Source organism: Companilactobacillus tucceti DSM 20183, assembly GCF_001434665.1.
Taxonomy (GTDB): domain Bacteria; phylum Bacillota; class Bacilli; order Lactobacillales; family Lactobacillaceae; genus Companilactobacillus; species Companilactobacillus tucceti.
In genome coordinates this window covers 1-386 of the sequence record NZ_AZDG01000043.1, presented here as the reverse complement: position 1 = coordinate 386, position 386 = coordinate 1, and the positions used below count along the sequence as shown (strand labels likewise).

Sequence of the window (386 nt, the reverse complement as noted above, 5' to 3'; positions counted from 1 at the left end):
GTTGAAAAAGTTGGTAAGAATGTTGAGAACTTTAAAGTCGGTGACCACATTATCATGTCATTTTATTCATGTGGTGAATGTGACAACTGTCTAAAAGGTAAACCTACACAATGTCGTAAGTATGCCGCTTCTAACCTTTCTGGTACTCGTCCAGATGGTAGTGACCATTTCACAGAAGATGGTCATCATGTTTCTGACATGTTCAACCAATCTTCATTTACAACACACACAGTTATTAATAAGAGAAATGCTGTTAAAGTTCCTAAGGATCTTGACCTTAGAAAGCTTGGACCTTTGGGCTGTGGATATGTAACTGGTAGTGGTACTGTCTTCAATACCCTTCAACCAAAACCTGGTGACACTATTGCTGTCTTTGGTACTGGTGC

Annotated in this window: 1 protein-coding gene; it reads left to right on the top strand. The window is 39.4% G+C overall.

Features of this window, described 5'->3' with window-relative positions; all coding sequences use genetic code 11:
• Window positions 1–386 (top strand): alcohol dehydrogenase catalytic domain-containing protein (locus FC72_RS10565; RefSeq protein ID WP_157051167.1); only part of this gene is annotated, 386 nt, incomplete at both ends.